Consider the following 16,015-nt stretch of genomic DNA (forward strand, 5'->3'; position numbering starts at 1 on the left):
GCTAAGCTATAATGATTGCCCTATACCCATGCGTATCTCAAGGCCTTCGATGATGATCCTTGATACCGTGGTGTTGTGTTCCGCCGCGTAGGTGCTCATCTCTTGCTTCTGCTCTTCCGTAACCCAAAAGGTGATGCACTCCCCTTTCTTGCGACTTGTCGAATCCCCTTTGTTTCGTGTGTCTTGATTACCCATGAGGGTCATGCTCGCCTCTCCAACGGGCATGACGCGGCGAGTTGGCTTCTTAATTGCCACCGTAAATCTCCTTATCCTCCTCGATGCCCTCCTTCACCTGTTTGAGTAATTGTCCTCTTTGACACCGGCGATATTGCGCTTACACACCGTCCGCTCACATCCCGAATATTGCCGTTCGGCACCGCCGATATTCCCGTCGGCACCGTCCCCCTGGTACGTTCCGGCTGTCCATGCAGCCGAGACCAAGGAGGTACAGCATGGCGAGAAGGATAAGGGCCAGGGAGGCCCTCAGGCTCCGTGCGTCCGGCCTGTCGCAGAACGCGATAGCCCGCGCGGCGCATTGATTGGAAGGCCGTATGGACGTCAGGCTGCTTGGAAAGAAAAACGAGGGCGAGGGCCTTGGGGTCGCTGTTCTCGTTGATTCGGCTTTTGCAGAGTTAAAAGACAAGAGCGATGAGCAGTTGGCGGAGGCCCAGAGATTTTTGATTGACTTTATGAAAAAAGTTGCTCGGCTAAAGGGAGTGAGAATTGATCGGCCCCATTTCCTCCGCTCGGAGCTGAGGAGGAAGGGTGTCCATAAAGATGTCGGCGAGTTTGCCGTGGAAACGACCCCCGTTACCGCCGGAATCGATGTGGGCCTGATCGATAGAATTGCTAGAGAAGTAATTGATTATGAGGCAAAGAAGTCAACCGCCTTTTCCTTTGCAGCGGGTCTTCCCGGAGGTGTCGCGATGGTGGGCACCATTCCTGCCGATATTACGTAATACTACGTGCACGCATTCAGGATTATGCAGAAACTGGCATACCTGTATGGCTGGCAGACCTTTTTTGAAGAATGTGACGACGTTGATGACGAGACTCTCTACGAAATGGCAGTGTTGCTCGGTGTGATGATGGGTGTAGGCAGCGCGAATTCGATGCTAACCGTAATCGCCAAAAACGCCCAAGAGGCGGTCGCGAAAAAGGTCGCTCGCCAGTCGCTAACCAAGACCAGTTGGTATCCGATCCTGAAGAAGCTCTTGAGCTTCATGGGTATCAAGATAACAAAGCAGACGGTGGGGGATGCCGCTGGCAAGGTTGTTGTGGGCGTCGGTGGCGTAATCTCTGGTGCTATCACCTTTATGGGTCTTTCAAAGGGGTCGGCGCGCTTGTGTAGGCAGCTTAAGTGCTTGCCGCAGGCAAACGAGCGGATTCCTGGCACTGGGTACTATGAAAAGGATGAGGCCGCGGTTGCCAAGAAGAGGATTGACGTAGCGGAACCCCTCTTTATCGAAAAGTTCGGATTTTACTCCCATATTCTACGGCTCTATTGTTGAATATGCTGACCGGCTGGAGGAGTCACTGGCGACTGGAGAAGCGAAGCTGGATGCATATAATCCGGACGTTCTTCTCTGATACTCAGCGGAATTAGGCTATGCGTAACAGGATTGTTGTTCGATCTAATGTGAACGTTGGATGATGCTAACTATTTATGGAAAACAGTTAAAAAAGTTTTTCACCCCTTTTTCACTCCTCGGAGAAGGAGGAAAGAGACGCGAAAACAAAAAAGCTCAGAAGCAATTACGCTTCTGAGCTGCACTAATGCAATGGAGCCAGCGACCGGGCTCGAACCGGTGACCCCCGCTTTACGAGAGCGGTGCTCTACCAACTGAGCTACGCTGGCGGTCATGTGATGGCGCAACTGAGGCGTCAACGGCTGTCTATGATACGGGACATCGCACATCCGCGCAAGGGTTCTGACGGCTTTTCTCACTTTAAATGCACTAATATTAGAGGCGTGATGTCTGCGGCGTCCATCTGGCGCTTGACCAGCTGTTGAGTTGGTGGTCGACGTCCCGCTCGTATGGGTCTCAAACAGAATGGGGCAGCCATGGCTCAACCCAAGATCCTTCTCACACGTATCGACGACCGTTTCATTTACGGACAAGACGTTGAGCTGTGGAACGAAGCCGTGGGTTCCAACCTTGTCCTAATCGTCAACGATGAGATCGCGGCAGATTCGCGCCAATGGGCACCCATGAGGGTGGCGGCGCCAGAAGGCGTTTGGACGCGGTTTTTCTCGGTACAAAAGGTCATCGACATCATTCATACCGCAACGCCTCGCCAATTGATTCTGATCATGGTGGCCTCACCCTCCGATGCGCTCGCGCTGGTTAAGGGCGGTGTGCCAATAACCAAGATTAGTATCGGCCATATGCGGGCGGGGGAGGGCAAGCGCTCTGCAACGCCTGCCGTTGCCGTAGGCGATACAGACATCGCCGCCTTCAAAGAGTTGCAAAAGCTCGGTATAGAGCTAGAAATCCGCCATCTCCCCAGTTCCGCCCCCGACCCCATCGGCAATCTGTTCAACTGATCCCTTGGGGACGGAGGAAAACGGATCATTTTGCCTTCGTAGGGGATCTGTGTGGCGCTGTCCGCCAAAACTATGCCGGTTTACTACGATGAATTGCTTATCGCCGAGCATGCCAAATTTGCAGAGAATAAAACCGCAGGTAGACGAGTTGCTAATTTTTTATAAACCAGCGCGTGGTCGGACATAGTGGGTTCATCGTAGTAATTCGGCATAGTTTTGTTATGTCACCAATTCGGTGGCATCGAAAAGAAGGATTTAGGCATGAAGCAGCGCCCGTCGGCGGTGGTGCCGGCGGGCGTTGCTGTGCGATATGTTGCGTTGTGGGCTTAGTGCCTCATAAAGTGGTACTCGATCACATTGCTGTAGGGATGACCCGGTCCCACGATGCCCTGGGGGAACAGCGGGCGGTGCGGCGTGTCGGGGTACATCTCGGCCTCGAGGGCAAAGCCGGCACCCCAGCCATAGTTAGCATCGTCCTTGGCGTGCTCGTCGCCCAGCCAGTTGCCGGTGTAGAGCTGCACGCCCGGGGCAGTGGTGTAGTAGTCCAGCTCGCGGCCGGTCCACATCTCCTCGACATGCAGGGCGCGACGCAGGTTGCGGCCGTACTGATAGCCATCGATGCACAGGCAGTGATCGTAGCCACGGGCCTGCTTAATCTGCGGGTCGTCGGCCTCCATGCCGGGAGCGACGGGGCGTAGCTCGCGAAAGTCAAACGGTGTTCCCTCGACCGGAGCAATCTCGCCGGTGGGAATGTTCTGGTCATCAATGGGCAGGTAGTGGGCGGCGTTGGCAACAAAGAAGTGCTCGCAGTCCATGCCGGCGTTATGGCCGGCAAGGTTAAAGTATGTGTGGTTGGTCATGGACACGTAGGTGGCACGGTCGCTCTCACAGCCATACTCGATGCGGAAGACGCCGGTGCGCGTAACGGTAAACACGGCCGTAAAAGTTCGGTTACCGGGCAGGCCCAGCTCGCCATCCTTAAGCGAGGTGGTCATGCGTACGGCGTTATGGACCTCGTCGAGCTCAACATCCCACACGCGTTTATGCAAGCCGTGCTCAAGATCGCTGTGCAGGTTGTTGACGCCCTCGTTGGCCGGCATATGCCAGTCCGTGCCGTCGATGGCGATCGTGGCGCCAGCGGTGCGGTTTGCCACGGGGCCGATGGTCGCGCCAAAGCAGGCGGGGTTGTCAAAGTAATCATCGAGCTTATCGAAGCCCAGCACCACATCGCGCACGTTGCCGGGAATGTCGGGCACTTCGATACCAAGCACGGTGGCGCCATAGTCCATAATGCGAACGCAGATCTCGGGCCCGTTGAGGGTGTAACGATGAACGGGGGTGCCGCACGGCGCGGTGCCGAAAAGCTCGGAAGTGATCATTTGGTTCCTAACATCGAGGTATTTCGGACAAACTGTAGCGCGAACAGGCGAGATTATCACTACACCCCACTAAAGCAGGGGGTATTTTTCTCAAAAAAGTGATGATTGGAGCTGTGCGGGCTTCGTTTTTGACGCGTACGAGTCTGATACAATTTGTTCGTTACTGTTTGAATGATATGCGCGCAAAGAACGGCGAGGATTCATCGTGATTAAAGCGGAGCGACAGGATAAGGTTCGTCAGCTGCTCGAAGAGCAGGGCACGGTCTCGGTCAAGGAGATTTCGGATGCGCTGGGCGTCTCGGACATGACGATTCGTCGCGATCTTGAGGAGCTCGCGAGCCTAGGCGAGATCGAGCGCGTGCACGGTGGAGCCCGTAGTGCACAGAGCCGTCCCCACGCTATGTTGCGCCACGAGTATTCGCACAGCGAAAAGCGTACCAAGCATGCCGAAGAAAAGCTGCAGATTGCGCGCCGCGCCGTGGAGCTCATCGAGGAAGGCTCGACCATCTTTTTGGGTACGGGCACCACGGTTGAGCAGATGGCCTCGATGCTGCCGGCGTTTCGTCTGCGCATCGTGACCAATTCGCTTTCGGTGTTTAACCTGCTCGAGGCGCGAGAAGACTGCGACCTGTGCCTCGTGGGCGGTATGTACCGTCGCCGCACCGCCGCTTTTGTGGGACCAACGGCCGAGGATACCCTGCGTGCGCTGGGTATCGACGCGGCGTTTATCGGCGCCAACGGCATTCTGGATGGCGACGTGTCTACGTCTAATATGGATGAGGGTCGTATCCAGCAGCTCGCCTTTAGCAAGGCCGACTCGCGCTATCTGATCGCCGACTCCAGTAAGATCGGCAAGCGCGACTTCTACACCTTCTGCCGTCTGGACAGCCTGGACGCCGTGGTGTGCGAGCCGGGCATCGCCGCCGAGGATCGCGCCGCCATCGAGGAGCACACGCAGGTCATCTGCTAGCTAACGCTGCAGGCGATACTTCTGCCCCTGTCGACGCGGGGATTATCGCTTCACGTTGACACGCAAATGTGCTCGGGCCAAGTATTCAGCTTGTGGGTTAGACCAGGCGGGCGTAGTCCTGTGACCGATGAAAGGCGTGGGCGATATAGATCGTTTCGTGCTCAAACTTGTAAAGACACACGTAGTTGTTGACGGGAAACGATCGGTAATTACGTGCCGCCAGCTCTTGCATGCGCGAGAGGGGACGTAGGAGTGGCTGCTCGCGAAGCAGATCAAGCTGATATTCAAACTCAGCGACAAAAATGCCTGCTGCGCGCGGATTCTTGAGGATCTGGGCAAGGTATCCGACAATACTCTCGTACTCATATCGCGCGCTTTTGAGTATGACGACGTTATAGGTCATATTTGTCTCGTATCGAAGCCGCGAAGGATTCGTAATCGCTGTAGTCGCCTTGCGATATTTCGTCTTCTGCCAACATCATACGAGACAGCAGTTTTGCCTTGGCGATTTCTTCTTGCATGAGGCGATACTGGTCGCTGCTGATGCAGTGCATGGCCTCGTAGCCGTTCTTAGTTACGGTGACGTCGCGCTCAGACTCAACAAGCGTAGTGAATGCAGCAGTGTCCTTCATATCTCGGACGGGCACACAGGTGGGCATAGGTACCTCCTTTGCGTTGGGACACAATTGTACCACGCCTTGACAAGAATTCGGTACCGTCAAATTGTCTCAATCTGTAACGGGTGGGTGTGATCGGAGAGTCTGAGGGTCTTTATGGGTGGAGCAAACGGCGTGACATGCGCTGTTGAATCCGTACGCCCGCTTGCGTTTTCGAGTGAAGAGGCAGCAAAGTTGATTGGCGTAAGCGCGAAGACCCTTGCAAATTGGCGCTGTCCTAGTAAGGGGCCGGAGTACATTCGCCTCGGCAAATCCTCGCGATCCCATGTTCTTTATTGTTACGATGATCATGAGGCTTGGCTGCACTCTCTGCGCCAGCAGGCCAAGGTAAATTGATTGATAGCTGTTGGGCGCGGACAATATCGTTTGGACGGGTATAGCATGGTTCCATGCTCCGCGTTGCTAATTGCGCCGCTGCGTCATTTGTGAAATGGAATGATTGATGATGGAGAGGCGTGAGGTTCTCGGCTTGCCGCTTTTCACTTGGACTAATGACTGCGGCGGCAGAAAAATGTCCTGGCGAACGACTATCGTATAGAACGCAGCGGTGGTTAGATGGGTCTTCGCGGTTTGAGTGGTACATGGATTGTCGGATGTGGGAGACGTGAGAAACCCATGGTTTGGGGCAAGGTTGCTATTCTGACGAGTTTATCTCTTCATCCCTGTGGCAAAATGAGGACATATTGTCCTGTTATCTATCCAGAAGGTGCGTCATGCAATTATCAGCAGATGAGGTAAAGGCCAAGAGACAGGAGCTCGGCTTGACTCAGAAGGAATTCGCCGCTGCCCTAGGCATGGGCCCCAACGGCGAGCGAACGGTGCGCCGCTGGGAGGCAGGCGAAACAAGGCCCACCGCAGCCGAGTCGAAGTACATCTCCACCCTCGGCCATCGCGCCCCCTTTGCACCCGCAGGGGAGGGGAAGCCTGCCTTCACCTTCATCGACCTGTTCGCGGGCATCGGCGGGATCCGCATGCCGTTCCAGGAGCTGGGCGGCAGGTGCGTCTTCTCCTGCGAGTGGGATAAGTTTGCGCAGAAGACCTACCGCATGAACTACGGCGAAACCCCGGCGGGGGACATCCGTGAGGTCGCCGCTTCAGACATCCCCGACTTCGACGTGCTGCTCGCTGGCTTTCCATGCCAGCCGTTCTCGCTTGCGGGTGTGTCCAAGAAGCGCTCCCTTGGTCGCGCTACGGGCTTCGAAGACAAGACGCAGGGCACGCTCTTCTTCGAGGTTGCACGCATCCTGAACGAGAAGCGCCCGAAGGCGTTCCTGCTCGAGAACGTGAAGAATCTGATCAGTCACGACAGGGGCAGAACGTTCGACGTCATCATGCAGGTCCTCCAGGACGAGCTCGGTTACCACGTTCACTACAAGGTTCTGGACTCCAAGGGTTGGACATGCCAGCACCGCGAGCGCATCTACATTGTTGGCTTTCGCGACGATGTGGAGTTCTCTTGGGACGACCTCGACTGCCCGAACAGTGGTCAGAAAGCCGCGGAGATTCTGGAGGAGGATGCGGACGCGAGGTACGTGCTCTCCGACAAGCTGTGGTCATATTTGAAAGCATACAAGGCCAAGCACGAGGCCGCCGGCAACGGGTTCGGCTACGGTCTTATCACTCCATCGGACACCACGAGGACGCTCTCCGCACGCTATCATAAGGACGGTAGTGAGATCTTGGTCTCGCGCGGCGAGGGCGAGAACCCCCGTAAGCTGACCCCTAGAGAGTGCGCGCGCTTGCAGGGATTTCCCGACCGGTTCATAATCCCGGTCTCCGACACACAGGCCTACCGCCAGTTCGGCAATTCGGTGACGGTCCCTGTAATACGGTCGGTGGCCAAGCTCATGATGGGAGCGTGTCAGGATGGATTACGGGGCGCTTAGCAGCTACTTCGACGGCGCGGTCTCGAAGACCCTCGCGGACGTCGATATCGACGCAGGTAGGAGTAATCAGCACGAGTTCAACGGCACGCTGCCGCTGAGGTCGCTGTTCGGTGACGACGACATCCGCGACATCCGCACCACGTTCGCCTACATGTGCGACGAGGCGGAGCCGGAGATGTGCGACGGGACCGTGACTTGGTACGATGCGCGCCGCAAACATCCCACGAGAACCGAGTACCGTCTCTACTACAAGGACAACCCCGCCATCAGGCAGGCATCCGCTGGCGACCTCATGGTGGTCGCCAACTCCGATGACCTCGGGCTGCTCATCATCTTCGCTAAAAAAGGCTCGACCATCGAGTCGCAGCTGAGGTGGCTGTTCGGCTTCGAGGAGCCCGACCGCTCGGGCTATGCCGTATCAAAGGGCGAGCGCAACCGTATCGGTGCGGTGGCCTCGCGCATCCTCGGCATGATTGGTATCGAGACGCGCGCTCCCTTGAGCGCGGATATCTACTTGGACGATATGGTCAAGAGGTTTGGACATACGTTTCCGAAGGGCATCGACTTTACGGAGTACTCCATCTCAACCCTTGAAGGTCTCGACTGGGCGGATGACCCCGATCGAAGCCTGCTCGCGTGCTACGAGCGCGAGGAATTGCTGTTCAAGGTGTTTGAGCGCCATCTGCTTGAGAGAGACCTTGCGCCCTATTTGAACGGCCAGCTCGACGTCGACGGCATTCTGAAGACCACCATGTCGACCTTCCAGCGCAGGAAGTCCCGCGCGGGCACAGCGTTCGAGCACCAGCTTGAGTTCCTGTTCAAGGGTAGGGGAATCCGATACTCCGCACAGCCCTACACCGAGGGAAAGTCGAAGCCGGACTTCATTTTTCCGTCAATCGAGTGCTACCGGGATGAGGGGTTCCCCTCCTCGAGCCTTACGATGCTCGGTGCGAAGACGACCATCAAGGAGCGCTGGAGGCAGGTGCTCGAGGAGGCGAACCGCATCGAGCGTAAGCACCTTATCACGCTGGAGCCCGCCGTGAGCGTGGACTACACGAACGCCATGCGTGACAGCAAGCTCCAGCTCGTCATCCCCTCCCAGCTTTTCCCCACCTACACGCCTTCACAGCAAGAATGGCTCATGGATGTGGGAGGCTTCTGCGAGATGGTCGAGGAGAGGCAACGGGTACTTGACTAGGCCGGGACAATAAGAGCGTTGAGGCGGCGCGCAAGCGCATGACCATCCTGAAGGGCTCCGAAAAGATTGTGGCATCGCTCAATCAGTTCGGCGTTGTCCGGCGCGTGAGGCGGGGGCACTACGTGATTGCAGAGCCCATCGAACTGAATGACGAGCTTACGCGGTTTTTGGTCTTTGCCGACATGCTGGTAAACCGGTCGAGTTACCGGACGTTCCTGGAACTGCAGGACGTGGCCGAGTTGTTTCCGTTCGCGTGCCGTGTGAGCAAGGAGGAACTTGTGGCTGACGAGCGGTTCGAGGTGAACAACTTCGGCGGGGAGTTCTCGGTGGGGGTACGGGAGTAGGAGAGTACAGGTCACTCCTACGACGCAACACCTTTGCCACGCGTGAAAAGCATATCGTCAATCGAAAGCTGCAGGATTTGCAGTTTACCCTGCTCCTCGGCTGGTATCAGCGACGAATCGAGCTTCTCCTTAAGGACTGCGACTATGTACTGGCAGTTGATTGTGCTGGCGCGTGCGATTATGTCACGCAACACCTTACCCTCGATGTTTTCAAGGACGTCATGCACTATGAAGCGCGGAGTCTTGATGCCCTTTGATTCTGCAAACTGCTGATACGCTAAATCAAATGCGGCGATGAGTGACTTGCGTGTGCCCGTGCTGGAGCCAGCGGTATCACGTATTGCAACGGGGAACTTGTTCGACTCTTCATAGTAAACGAGCAGCGGCGATTCGTTGTTGAACTCCCTGGCAAGCGGAGTGAAGAATGCGTTAAACGCAAGCATCATTGCAGCAAAATCGTTGGATTGCGGCTCGTCGCCATCATCAGACGAGCCAAGCGATGCGATTTTTCCCTCAATGCTGGTCTGTTCTACCTCAAAGCTGTTGAGCGTATCTATTACTTCTCGGCATTTGCCGATACTGCTCGAAAGCTCAACTAGGCGTGCCTGAAGCGACTCGTACTCATCGATGAGGTCTTGCTCCACCAATGACATGAATTGGCTGTTCTGCGATGACAGTTGGCTGATTTCACGTTGCACAGATGCACGCTCGGCCTTCAGTTTTTCTGCCACACTCGCGAAATAGGCAATCTTGTTGTCGCAGAGCTGGTTGTTGAATGCGACCATCTCTTCGAAAGTTGCATTCACCATCGGGATCATCGAACAGACTTCCTCGAAAAACCGTCTGCTCAAATTAACGTCGGCTTGTCTACCGCGCTCTTGCATAGCAGTCTGCAGGGCCTCTTCATTTCGTTGCAGCCTGTAGTCTATGTCTGAGAGTTGCAGTGTCAGAGATGCGTATCGGGTGCGTGTAGCCGCGATTTCATCGCGGTTGGCCCTGTAGACATCGGCGTCGATGATGCTGTTGAGCTTGCACTGGACTTCTTCATGCTCGGCTTCGAGCCCTGCAAGTATCTGCTGCTGCTCGCTGACCGTATCGACGTTCTGGACTTTCTTATAGCGTTTGATGGACTCACGCGTCTTGTTCAAGTCCTTGTTGAGGTCGTCACGCTTTTTGTCGAGTGCCGGATCTGAGATGCCGAACAGAGCGTTGTAGACACTCCGGTAGATGGATGTGCTGCCGCTGGGAACGGTTTTGAGGAAGGAATTATCATCCCCGCCTACGGACACGCGGACAAATGAATTGATCAATTGGCGAAACGTGGGCACATTCGCTTCGTTCCCGAAAAGCAAGACATTGAGTCGTTGCTGGTAAGCTTTCTGCCCCATCTTTTCGCCGTCTATGTAGTACCTTCCATTCGGGAAGAGGTCGATTGTGAGAATCACGTCATCGCCATCGGGAAAATCCGATGTCAGTGTCATGTCGACGGCGATCTTGTTTGTGACGATGAAATCGCGTAGCTCCTCGGTCACCGTGCCCGTGTCGGCGTCTGTGTAAATGAGCTTCCTGTCCTTGGCGCCCATTGCGATATCAATGAGCTTGAGGAAGGTTGTTTTTCCAACGCGATTGTGCGATTCGGAGTCCTCGGTATCGACGATGAGGTTGGCACCCTTGTGGAATAAGACCTCGCGAACTATTTCGTCAGTTGTTGTCTTGCGAATTCTAAGCGACTTGATGAACATGTAGCCCTCCCTTCTCGTCTATTGACACGCGTCCGAGGAGGAAGAGAAAGTCCAAAGCCATGACAAAGAAGTCGTAGCTCACTTCTTTCTTGACCAGAGTGTTCGCCGTTACCTCATAGAGTTGACCGGCGTCCAAGCCTGGGTTCTGGTCGATGTAGCCATCCAAGGCGGCAGCGATGTAATAGACCGTGCTCGTCGGCTCATTATTGCGATCAAGCAGCAGCATCGTCATCACCTGGCCTCAGAAGGACTCTGCATTTTGCCACGGCAACGGCAATCAACGCAACGCAGAACTGGTTGATGATTTCTTCGGGGACCTCGTCAGCCTGAAAGCCTGCGTCATTCACAATCATGTTATAGATCTCGTTCTCGATGAGCTTGAGCTGTGCATCGCCGTTTCCTACGCACAGCTTGCCGTCATCGCGAACGTCTGCCACATTGACAAACATCTTGTTCAGCCTTTGGATGATGGCTTCGCTGTCGGGGAATTCCTTGATCACGCTGTCGAGACGAGCGTAGTTCTCAGAATACTCGTTGATGATGTTTAGGTAACGCGGTGCGTGGTTGTAAATCAGCTTCTTCTCTATAGGAGGCGGAGGCGTAAGGGGGAAATCTTCGCCCGTTTGCTCAGTCGACGAAATCATGATTTGCAGGAGTTTATACATGAGCGTCTTTGTAAGCGGCCGGTGCGGGCCAGACGAGACGGGCTGGTAGATGTTTATGTCATGTGAGTCATAGCTATTGGAGTCGCCGGTTATGTTCGTGGCGACCTTTCCAATTGCGCTCTGGCTTGTCTGCGTTGGCTTATCGCGAAGCATGGATGTTCGCCGAGTTGTTGCTGCCTACGACGTTTGTGGCAACTTTACCTGTAGCGGTCTGCGAGTTGTCGCTTAGACTCTTTTTGATTGACTTGATCTCTTGCTTGTTTTGGAGCGAGATGACGGCGGCGGCGATGGATGCGATAGACGCGATAATTCCAAGGATAAGGTTCACAGTCTCCATCTTGCCTCCCAAATGTCAAGTCCAATATTCTAGACCATTATCGAGCGTTCGCTCGTTGCGTTGCCTCTAATTCTTGCTAATGGTCACAAACTGCCGAACGGACTGGATGACCTCACTTTGTGACCGACCTTTAGCCTATTTGCATGGTTAAGGGACGGTTCGTTTGTGCTGGCCTATGTCAATCGAAAGGCAGGCCGACATGGACGGAGACGACCATAGCATCGACGACGAGGAAGAGGTCGCAGCGCAGGCGGGCGGCCAAGAAGGGGTCGCGCAGGCGGAAGAGCCGCAGGCAGTGGACTCGGAGAGGGGCTACCAGGCGCTTCTCGCCAAGCAGGAGGCTCGCATCAAGGAGCTTGAGGGGCAAGTGGCCGAGGCTGCCAAGAGCGCCGAGGTGGCGGACGCCCTGCGCGGCGAAATCCAGCAGGTGAAGGCCAGGCGGCCGATGAGCGCATCGCCTTCGCGGCAGACATGGCGACGTTCGCAACCATGAACCTGACCCACCTCTTCTACTCATGCACGGCGCTGGAGGTGGTCTCCGGTTTGGGCAACCTCGCAGGTGTCAAGTCGTGCGGTTCGCGTTCGCTTCGCGCTCGTCGCCCGCCGAGCTGGACTTCCGAGGCTTCGACCCGTCTGCGCTCACCGACCTGACCTACTGCTTCTCGGGGTGCTCGTCGCTGGTGACGATCTACGCCGACGCCACCTGGGCGCTGCCTTCGAGCGGGGTTTCGGACTCGCAGTGCTTCTATAACTGCTACAAGCTGACGGGCGGCAACGGAACCACGTATGCAAGCAGCAGGACGGTTTATACCCACTTCCGTATCGATACGACGGCTACGCCTGGTTACCTGACTGTCTCTGCTTGACATGCTCTTTGGCTACGGTATTTGCGTCAGTCTGGGTAATATCCGAGAACATTTCATCAACGATGCGGACATGGCATTCATAAGCTGCATACCTGCTGGACCTCACCGCATTTTCCGCTTCCTGCAGGCGTGTTGCAGCATCCCTGAATCGGGATTTTGCCGCCATTTGCCCCATGATGGAGTCTGGGTGGTTGTCACTGAGTACGTCTGCGTCTCTCAGTTCTATTTCCGCACTTGCAATGCGTTCCATAAGCAGATTGTATTGGGCATCGCCGACCTCAGACAGGCAGAGCACAAGGTCTTTAAACGCTGCTGCGGTCAGCATTCGATTGAGCACTGCCCTGCAAGCTTCTGGCTCGGCATTCGCCTTCGCGACCATATCATTCACGAGGTATTTTTCCCATTCCTCATGGTCTCCGCCGTTGCCGCCAGACTGTTCCGGAAGCCACTCCGCACTAACTTTTCTCGTCATACGCTCGATGGACAGAACAGCCTCGCCGCTGAGACCAAGGAAGTCAGCAATATCTTGGAGCTCGTACGTATCACAATCGGTCTCCCCGATGAGAAAACCTACTGGCTTTCCGAATATGTCAGCCAGATCTACGAGGTCATCCCATTGAGGAAACTGATCTCCTTTTCGAAATCGGCTGATCTTTCTCGCAATCGCCTTGCGGCCGTTCTCCCTTTCCACTGCATAGCGGTCATCGGCTAGCGAGGCATCATCGGTACCGTTACGCTTTTGATAGAGCAGACGCGCAAGGCCGATATTGCTAATGCCTCTGCGCCCCTTTTCTATTTCATAGCTTTCCATCAAACCGCTGAGTCTCTTTGGAAAAATGTCCTTAGGGCGATCTTTGCGGACGTACATTGTCTTAATCATTCCTCATTAACAACAGATAAGACAATTATAGGACATATACCGTCTTATTTACCGATGGCATGATAGCACTGTCGAAAGTGAGCACCCCAGTGGAAGCGGTGCTGAAGTGAAAGAAAGTGAGGAAAAGGCAATGACGACTTGGGACTATGCGCAATTGTCGCATCTGGCGAAAGAGCTCGGTGGGCCTCAGGCGCTGATCAGCAATATCAGAGCGGGCGGGATTTCCGTTGGAAGAATCCAGGGTGGAGTAATCGGTTCTGTAGCCACGCTAGTCGCAGGTGGAATCGGACTGTATGCCTACGACAAGCACCAGAGGAAGATCGCTCTTGCTGAACAGAGTGCAACCATTCTCAAGGCGAACATCGAAGTATACGAAGAGGCACATTCGTCAACAGAAGTTGATGAGGCTACGAGAGAGACGCAACATAGTGAGGAGGAAACGGTAACTGAATCCAGTGGCGGCGAAGAGGCCTAGCCACCAGATTCATTAGACAGCCACTACCACGAGGAGCCCCGGTATGTACCAGGGCTCCAATTCGTTCTTATACCTTGCAGCGGATACTTAGATCTCTCGGGACTTGCAGTAGAGCGGGTCGCCCTCTCCGACCAGCACATCCCACCGCCATTGCGGGGTCTCGGTGCCGGACTGGCAGAGCGCATCGAGGGGCATGACTTTTTGCTCGGGCGAGCAGGGGCAAAGGTCTGCCTTGATGTGGGCCATGTCTTCGGCCTGGCCGGCGAGCTTTTTTATCCGGGGACCATGCTTTCGGCACGCGATCCCCCATCCTCAACCTCCCAAATCAAAAACTCAATCTGTAACACCTAGACTCGATTTGAGCAGATATCTGTTACAGATTGAGACGTTTCGGCAGAGTGATTCCCGTTTGTCTTGATTTGTAACAGGTAGAGGCAAAAAACTCGACTTGATGTTACAGATTTAGACAAACGGCTGCCGACCCGCGCGAAAACAAAAAGGCCGCATGCGAGCCCGTGGGGGATTCACATGCGGCCGACAGGGTATGTGACTGAAACTAGGCCATGAGCAGGCCGGTCTCCGCGACGTTCTTGTACCAGTACGCGCTCGCCTTGGGATAGCGCTTCTGGGTCTCAAAGTCGATGTAGAACAGGCCGTAACGTTTGTTATAGCCGTTGGTCCAGGAGAACTGGTCCTGCAGCGACCACACAAAGTAACCGTCGACGTTTACGCCGCCGTCGATTGCCTTGAGGATCCACGCGAGATGCTGGCGCATGTAGTCGATACGAGGGGCGTCATCGATAAAGCCGTCCTCGAAGTCGTCCTTATAGCCCATGCCGTTCTCGGTAATGTAGATTTTCTTGTAGTTGGGGTAATCGTTCTTAATGCGGAGCAGCAGGTCGTACAGGCCCTCGGGATAGATGATCCAGTCCCAATCGGTGGTGGGTACGCCTTCGCGCACGCATGACTCGCCCACGCCCTTGAGGAACCAGCGCGAGGAGCCCTTGTCGCCGGTGCCATTGTGGTTGATGTCGTTTTCGCCTTCGGCGGCACGCAGGAACTGGCACTTGTAGGTGTTGACGCCCAGGCAATCGTTGTAGGGGAGCGCGGCGGTCAGCGCGGCGATGTCCTCGTCGCGGACGTCGAGCTCGCCGCCGGCGATATGGGCCAGCTTGGTCGCAGCCTCCATGGTGTCGGCTGCATAGTGGCCGCGGAAAGTGGCGTCGAGCACCCAGCGGTTGTTGATGACGTCGGCCATGCGGGCGGCCTCGCAGTCGGCAGCGCTGTTGGGATCGAGGGGATACTTGGGCTCCAGGTTCTGGACAATGCCGATCTCGCCCTCAAAGCCGCCCTCATGGAAGGCGACGACGGCCTTGGCGTGGGCCACCATCATGTTGTGCATGAGCTGGAAGGCCTTGTCCAGGCGGTACTTCTCGCCGTGCGGCCAGTTGCCGACGATAAAGCTGCCCTCGGCGGTTGCGGGAATCTCGTTAAACGTGAACCAGTGCTTGACCTCGGCGAACTCGGCAAAGCAGAACTTGGCGTACTCGACAAAGGCATCGATGGTCGTGCGCGTCAGGAAGCCCTCGCCGCCGTCCTGGTAGAAGGCCTCGGGCGTATCGAAGTGATCGAGCGTGACATAGGGGATAACGCCAGCTTTGTTGCAGGTGGCAAAAAGCTCGTGATAGAAAGCGACGCCCTCGGGGTTAATCTCGCCAGTGCCACTGGGGAAGATACGGCTCCAAGCGATGGAGACACGAATGCCGTTAATGCCAAAACGCTGGCACAGGTCGATATCGACCGGATACTTGTTGTAGAAATCGCTTGCGGGGTCGGGGGAGAAACGACCTTGGGCTGCCAGGAAATCGTCCCAGGGCACTTTGCCCTTGCCGTGCGTGCGGGTCTCGCCCTCAACCTGGTAAGCGGCGGTGGCGCCGCCAAACACAAAGCCGTCGGGGAACTTCATGGGATTGGTCATGAGTCATCCTTTCTGTGGGATACGAATAGGGAGAGGTGCCCGAACTGGGGATCCGGGCACCAACAGAGGG

The 16,015-nt window shown here is 55.6% G+C and carries 21 protein-coding genes and 1 tRNA gene; 10 read left to right on the forward strand and 12 right to left on the reverse strand.

Annotation, left to right across the window (positions count from 1 at the left end; genetic code table 11):
* Nucleotides 1-6: 6 nt before the first annotated feature.
* Nucleotides 7-255, reverse strand: coding sequence for a hypothetical protein (locus AAAX31_RS02645; RefSeq protein WP_349076095.1), 249 nt, complete (start codon nt 253-255; stop codon nt 7-9).
* A 296-nt stretch (nt 256-551) separates the two neighbouring features.
* Here AAAX31_RS02645 and AAAX31_RS02650 point away from each other — a divergent pair, with 296 nt between their 5' ends.
* Complete coding sequence (locus tag AAAX31_RS02650) at nt 552-959, forward strand: hypothetical protein (protein ID WP_250787248.1); 408 nt, start codon at nt 552-554, stop codon at nt 957-959.
* A gap of 24 nt (nt 960-983) precedes the next feature.
* Entirely contained in the window at nt 984-1,511 is a 528-nt protein-coding gene (locus AAAX31_RS02655; RefSeq protein WP_271807475.1) for a hypothetical protein, read from the forward strand.
* 271 nt (nt 1,512-1,782) lie between these two features.
* On the opposite strand, the gene AAAX31_RS02660 is transcribed toward AAAX31_RS02655, so the two are convergent.
* A tRNA-Thr gene (locus AAAX31_RS02660) sits at nt 1,783-1,858 on the reverse strand.
* A gap of 207 nt (nt 1,859-2,065) precedes the next feature.
* Between AAAX31_RS02660 and AAAX31_RS02665 the strand changes: the two genes are divergently transcribed.
* The gene (locus AAAX31_RS02665) at nt 2,066-2,548 is read left to right on the forward strand and encodes a PTS sugar transporter subunit IIB (RefSeq protein ID WP_271738170.1); all 483 of its coding nucleotides are present in this window, start codon (nt 2,066-2,068) and stop codon (nt 2,546-2,548) included.
* 326 nt (nt 2,549-2,874) lie between these two features.
* On the opposite strand, the gene AAAX31_RS02670 is transcribed toward AAAX31_RS02665, so the two are convergent.
* Nucleotides 2,875-3,927, reverse strand: a complete 1,053-nt coding sequence (locus tag AAAX31_RS02670; protein WP_349076096.1) for an aldose epimerase family protein — start codon at nt 3,925-3,927, stop codon at nt 2,875-2,877.
* 205 nt (nt 3,928-4,132) lie between these two features.
* Between AAAX31_RS02670 and AAAX31_RS02675 the strand changes: the two genes are divergently transcribed.
* Nucleotides 4,133-4,897: a DeoR/GlpR family DNA-binding transcription regulator gene (locus AAAX31_RS02675; RefSeq protein ID WP_349076097.1), complete on the forward strand. Its 765-nt coding sequence runs from the start codon at nt 4,133-4,135 to the stop codon at nt 4,895-4,897.
* A gap of 97 nt (nt 4,898-4,994) precedes the next feature.
* Here the strand turns inward: AAAX31_RS02675 and AAAX31_RS02680 are convergent, their stop codons facing one another.
* Nucleotides 4,995-5,300 (reverse strand): type II toxin-antitoxin system RelE/ParE family toxin, encoded by a 306-nt coding sequence (locus tag AAAX31_RS02680; RefSeq protein WP_117769898.1) that lies wholly within the window; start codon nt 5,298-5,300, stop codon nt 4,995-4,997.
* The gene (locus AAAX31_RS02685) at nt 5,290-5,556 is read right to left on the reverse strand and encodes a type II toxin-antitoxin system Phd/YefM family antitoxin (RefSeq protein WP_117769897.1); all 267 of its coding nucleotides are present in this window, start codon (nt 5,554-5,556) and stop codon (nt 5,290-5,292) included. The genes AAAX31_RS02680 and AAAX31_RS02685 overlap by 11 nt, the downstream gene beginning before the upstream one ends.
* Before the next feature lie 731 nt (nt 5,557-6,287).
* On the opposite strand from AAAX31_RS02685, the gene dcm reads away from it, so the two are divergent.
* From dcm to AAAX31_RS02700, 3 genes are read left to right on the forward strand one after another with little or no spacing between them, the layout of a single operon-like run.
* The gene (gene dcm / locus AAAX31_RS02690; RefSeq protein WP_117769896.1) at nt 6,288-7,460 is read left to right on the forward strand and encodes a DNA (cytosine-5-)-methyltransferase; all 1,173 of its coding nucleotides are present in this window, start codon (nt 6,288-6,290) and stop codon (nt 7,458-7,460) included.
* Nucleotides 7,441-8,658: a type II restriction endonuclease gene (locus AAAX31_RS02695; protein ID WP_117769895.1), complete on the forward strand. Its 1,218-nt coding sequence runs from the start codon at nt 7,441-7,443 to the stop codon at nt 8,656-8,658. The genes dcm and AAAX31_RS02695 overlap by 20 nt, the downstream gene beginning before the upstream one ends.
* Nucleotides 8,659-8,696: 38 nt before the next feature.
* Nucleotides 8,697-9,002, forward strand: a complete 306-nt coding sequence (locus AAAX31_RS02700; RefSeq protein WP_117769894.1) for a hypothetical protein — start codon at nt 8,697-8,699, stop codon at nt 9,000-9,002.
* 17 nt (nt 9,003-9,019) lie between these two features.
* Here the strand turns inward: AAAX31_RS02700 and AAAX31_RS02705 are convergent, their stop codons facing one another.
* From AAAX31_RS02705 to AAAX31_RS02720, 4 genes are all read right to left on the reverse strand, one after another.
* Nucleotides 9,020-10,744 carry a DUF2326 domain-containing protein gene (locus AAAX31_RS02705; protein WP_117769893.1) on the reverse strand — a complete coding sequence of 575 codons (1,725 nt, stop codon included), beginning with the start codon at nt 10,742-10,744 and terminating at the stop codon, nt 9,020-9,022.
* Nucleotides 10,725-10,976, reverse strand: a complete 252-nt coding sequence (locus AAAX31_RS02710) for an ABC-three component system middle component 6 (RefSeq protein WP_320677919.1) — start codon at nt 10,974-10,976, stop codon at nt 10,725-10,727. Before AAAX31_RS02710 ends, AAAX31_RS02705 begins: the two co-directional genes overlap by 20 nt.
* On the reverse strand, nt 10,957-11,409 hold the full coding sequence (locus AAAX31_RS02715; RefSeq protein ID WP_349076098.1) for a hypothetical protein: 453 nt from the start codon (nt 11,407-11,409) through the stop codon (nt 10,957-10,959). The genes AAAX31_RS02710 and AAAX31_RS02715 overlap by 20 nt, the downstream gene beginning before the upstream one ends.
* A gap of 139 nt (nt 11,410-11,548) precedes the next feature.
* The gene (locus tag AAAX31_RS02720) at nt 11,549-11,746 is read right to left on the reverse strand and encodes a hypothetical protein (RefSeq protein ID WP_117769890.1); all 198 of its coding nucleotides are present in this window, start codon (nt 11,744-11,746) and stop codon (nt 11,549-11,551) included.
* A gap of 175 nt (nt 11,747-11,921) precedes the next feature.
* Between AAAX31_RS02720 and AAAX31_RS02725 the strand changes: the two genes are divergently transcribed.
* Both AAAX31_RS02725 and AAAX31_RS02730 read left to right on the forward strand, forming a co-directional pair.
* Nucleotides 11,922-12,239: a hypothetical protein gene (locus tag AAAX31_RS02725; protein ID WP_117769889.1), complete on the forward strand. Its 318-nt coding sequence runs from the start codon at nt 11,922-11,924 to the stop codon at nt 12,237-12,239.
* Between the two features lie 76 nt (nt 12,240-12,315).
* On the forward strand, nt 12,316-12,612 hold the full coding sequence (locus AAAX31_RS02730) for a hypothetical protein (protein WP_117769888.1): 297 nt from the start codon (nt 12,316-12,318) through the stop codon (nt 12,610-12,612).
* Here AAAX31_RS02730 and AAAX31_RS02735 read toward each other — a convergent pair.
* Nucleotides 12,581-13,492, reverse strand: coding sequence for a hypothetical protein (locus AAAX31_RS02735; RefSeq protein ID WP_147333353.1), 912 nt, complete (start codon nt 13,490-13,492; stop codon nt 12,581-12,583). The genes AAAX31_RS02730 and AAAX31_RS02735 overlap by 32 nt on opposite strands.
* Before the next feature lie 106 nt (nt 13,493-13,598).
* Here AAAX31_RS02735 and AAAX31_RS02740 point away from each other — a divergent pair, with 106 nt between their 5' ends.
* Nucleotides 13,599-13,967: a hypothetical protein gene (locus AAAX31_RS02740; protein ID WP_147333352.1), complete on the forward strand. Its 369-nt coding sequence runs from the start codon at nt 13,599-13,601 to the stop codon at nt 13,965-13,967.
* Between the two features lie 87 nt (nt 13,968-14,054).
* Here AAAX31_RS02740 and AAAX31_RS02745 read toward each other — a convergent pair whose 3' ends face one another.
* A complete protein-coding gene (locus AAAX31_RS02745) occupies nt 14,055-14,213 on the reverse strand; it encodes a hypothetical protein (protein WP_171021499.1) in 159 nt (52 codons plus the stop codon).
* A 310-nt stretch (nt 14,214-14,523) separates the two neighbouring features.
* Nucleotides 14,524-15,945 carry a 6-phospho-beta-galactosidase gene (lacG, locus tag AAAX31_RS02750; RefSeq protein WP_199411358.1) on the reverse strand — a complete coding sequence of 474 codons (1,422 nt, stop codon included), beginning with the start codon at nt 15,943-15,945 and terminating at the stop codon, nt 14,524-14,526.
* Nucleotides 15,946-16,015: the final 70 nt, after the last annotated feature.

The sequence above is a fragment of the Collinsella sp. CLA-ER-H5 genome (assembly GCF_040092375.1).
In the GTDB taxonomy this organism is placed as follows: domain Bacteria; phylum Actinomycetota; class Coriobacteriia; order Coriobacteriales; family Coriobacteriaceae; genus Collinsella.

Coding starts and splice junctions, on each gene's coding strand:
- AAAX31_RS02715 (WP_349076098.1), bottom strand. CDS start 11,409: ATGTATAAACTCCTGCAAATCATGATTTCGTCGACTGAGCAAACGGGC.
- AAAX31_RS02670 (WP_349076096.1), bottom strand. CDS start 3,927: ATGATCACTTCCGAGCTTTTCGGCACCGCGCCGTGCGGCACCCCCGTT.
- AAAX31_RS02680 (WP_117769898.1), bottom strand. CDS start 5,300: ATGACCTATAACGTCGTCATACTCAAAAGCGCGCGATATGAGTACGAG.
- AAAX31_RS02710 (WP_320677919.1), bottom strand. CDS start 10,976: ATGACGATGCTGCTGCTTGATCGCAATAATGAGCCGACGAGCACGGTC.
- AAAX31_RS02650 (WP_250787248.1), top strand. CDS start 552: ATGGACGTCAGGCTGCTTGGAAAGAAAAACGAGGGCGAGGGCCTTGGG.
- AAAX31_RS02655 (WP_271807475.1), top strand. CDS start 984: ATGCAGAAACTGGCATACCTGTATGGCTGGCAGACCTTTTTTGAAGAA.
- AAAX31_RS02725 (WP_117769889.1), top strand. CDS start 11,922: ATGTCAATCGAAAGGCAGGCCGACATGGACGGAGACGACCATAGCATC.
- AAAX31_RS02745 (WP_171021499.1), bottom strand. CDS start 14,213: ATGGCCCACATCAAGGCAGACCTTTGCCCCTGCTCGCCCGAGCAAAAA.
- AAAX31_RS02705 (WP_117769893.1), bottom strand. CDS start 10,744: ATGTTCATCAAGTCGCTTAGAATTCGCAAGACAACAACTGACGAAATA.
- AAAX31_RS02685 (WP_117769897.1), bottom strand. CDS start 5,556: ATGCCCACCTGTGTGCCCGTCCGAGATATGAAGGACACTGCTGCATTC.
- AAAX31_RS02665 (WP_271738170.1), top strand. CDS start 2,066: ATGGCTCAACCCAAGATCCTTCTCACACGTATCGACGACCGTTTCATT.
- lacG (WP_199411358.1), bottom strand. CDS start 15,945: ATGACCAATCCCATGAAGTTCCCCGACGGCTTTGTGTTTGGCGGCGCC.
- dcm (WP_117769896.1), top strand. CDS start 6,288: ATGCAATTATCAGCAGATGAGGTAAAGGCCAAGAGACAGGAGCTCGGC.
- AAAX31_RS02700 (WP_117769894.1), top strand. CDS start 8,697: ATGACCATCCTGAAGGGCTCCGAAAAGATTGTGGCATCGCTCAATCAG.
- AAAX31_RS02720 (WP_117769890.1), bottom strand. CDS start 11,746: ATGGAGACTGTGAACCTTATCCTTGGAATTATCGCGTCTATCGCATCC.
- AAAX31_RS02735 (WP_147333353.1), bottom strand. CDS start 13,492: ATGATTAAGACAATGTACGTCCGCAAAGATCGCCCTAAGGACATTTTT.
- AAAX31_RS02695 (WP_117769895.1), top strand. CDS start 7,441: ATGGATTACGGGGCGCTTAGCAGCTACTTCGACGGCGCGGTCTCGAAG.